At 70.3% G+C, this 2,124-nt stretch carries 2 protein-coding genes; both read left to right on the forward strand.

The window, feature by feature from the left end:
- Positions 1-848 (forward strand): methyl-accepting chemotaxis protein (locus tag ACDELDRAFT_RS21645; RefSeq protein WP_040330467.1); only part of this gene is annotated, 848 nt, incomplete at its 5' end.
- A 110-nt stretch (positions 849-958) separates the two neighbouring features.
- On the forward strand, positions 959-2,124 hold a 1,166-nt coding region (locus ACDELDRAFT_RS21650), incomplete at its 3' end, for a GGDEF domain-containing protein (protein ID WP_005800630.1).

The raw sequence follows: 2,124 nt of genomic DNA on the forward strand, positions 1-2,124 counted from the left end.
CGGTGGACAGCATCACCACGGCCAGCGCCGAAATTGCCGGCGGCAATCAGGATCTTTCGGCCCGCACCGAGGCCACGGCCAGCAGCCTGGCCCAGACCGCGCAAAGCATGGAGCAGCTCACGGCCACCGTGCGCCAGTCCGCCGATGCGGCGCGCCAGGCCAACCAGCTCGCCGGCTCGGCGGCCGAAGTGGCAGCGCGCGGCGGCCGGGTGGTGGGCGAGGTGGTCACCACCATGGGCGATATCAACCAGAGCTCGCGCAAGATCGCCGACATCATCGGCGTGATCGACTCCATCGCCTTCCAGACCAACATCCTCGCCCTGAACGCAGCGGTGGAGGCGGCGCGCGCTGGCGAGCAGGGCCGGGGTTTTGCCGTGGTGGCGGGCGAGGTGCGTTCACTGGCCGGCCGATCTGCCGCCGCGGCCCGCGAGATCAAGCAGCTCATCGGTGCGTCGGTCGAGCGGGTCGAATCGGGGGCGCGCCTGGTGCAGGACGCTGGCACCACCATGGACGAGATTGTGGGCTCGGTCAAACGTGTGGGCGACATCATTGGCGAGATCACGGCCGCGTCCAGTGAGCAGTCGGACGGTATTGGCCAGGTCAATACCGCCGTGAACCAGCTCGACCAGATGACCCAGCAGAACGCCGCGTTGGTGGAGGAATCAGCCGCCGCCGCCCAGAGCCTGCGCGACCAGGCCACGCGGCTGGCCGGGGCGGTGCAGGTGTTCAAGCTGTCGGGCGTCGAGGGGGCGGGGCAAGCTGCCCTGCCGGCCATGGGCTTTGCGGCGTTGGCCGATCCGGCGGGGCCAGAGCACGCAGAGCACGGGTCGCTCGCCCTGCAGCACTGAACGGCCCGCCATGGCGGGGCTGGAGGCGGGGCGCGGGGCAGATCGCGGGCAGCAGGGTCCGCTTCGCTTATCCTGAGCGCCTTCGCCTACCGCTTTTTCTGCCCTGTTCCATGGTTTCTTTTGCCGCCGATGTTCCCACCATGCTGGCGATGGTCATCGTCGCGTCGTTGACCATGTCTGCGGCGGTGGCTGTGGTCGGCTGGGGGCGGCCGCGCGATGGCCTGGCGTGCTGGGCCCTGGTGCTGCTGCTCAACGCGGCGGCCCACGCCATGCTGGCCCTGCGGGGGCGCATCCCGGACGTGCTGTCGATCGTGGTGGCCAACACCTTGCTGTCGTGCGTGTTCGCGGGCCTGCTTCTGGCCGTTTTCCAGTTCCAGGGGCGGCGGGCGCGCTGGGCACTGGTGGCGGCGCCGGTGCTGGTCGTGCTGGGGCTTGTGCTGGCATATCTGGACGATTTCCACGCCCGTGTCAGTGCGGTGGGCTTTGTCTGCGGCTTGCAGGCGCTGTGGGCGCTGTGGGCGGTGGTGGAGCGGCGGCGTGCCACAGTGGGGCGCGGCGCGTGGCTGCTGATGGCCGGTTTGGCCCTCGAGGCGGGCGTGTTGCTGGTGCGTGCCAGCCTGGCTGCCAGCCTGCCGGTGCCCCAGGTCGGCCTGCTGCAGGGGGGCACCTTGCAGACGCTGACGTTCATGGCCACGTTCGGCGTGGTGCTGCTCAGCTCGCTGGGCTTCGTGACCATGGCGCGCGACCGCGCCGACGAAGCCAACCGCGTCATGGCGGCGGTGGACGCCCTCACCGGTGCGGCCAACCGCCGCGCGCTGATCAGTGCGCTCGACCGCGACGTTGCACGCGCCGTGCGCACCCGTGAGCCCATTTCCGTGCTCATGGTCGATATCGACCATTTCAAGCGGGTCAACGACCAGTACGGCCACCAGGCGGGCGACCAGGTGCTGTGTCGCGTGGTCCAGGTGCTGCAGGAGCGCGTGCGTTCGCAGGACCTGGTGGGGCGCTACGGCGGCGAAGAATTCCTGGTGGTACTGCCCGGCACCGACGTGGCCGGCGCCCTGCTGCTCGCGAGCGACCTGCGCAAGGCGGTGGAGTCGCCGGCAGGCGCCATTGGCGTGACGGTCAGCATCGGGGTGTTTGGTGGCCAGCTCGAGCCCGGCGATTCCTGGGACGTGCTCGTCGCGGCCGCAGACCGCGCGCTCTACCTGGCCAAGGAAAACGGGCGCAACCGTGTCGAGGTGGCCGCCGCGCTGCGCCGGTCGCCCACGCAGGT

This window comes from Acidovorax delafieldii 2AN (genome assembly GCF_000175235.1).
In the GTDB taxonomy this organism is placed as follows: domain Bacteria; phylum Pseudomonadota; class Gammaproteobacteria; order Burkholderiales; family Burkholderiaceae_C; genus Acidovorax; species Acidovorax delafieldii_B.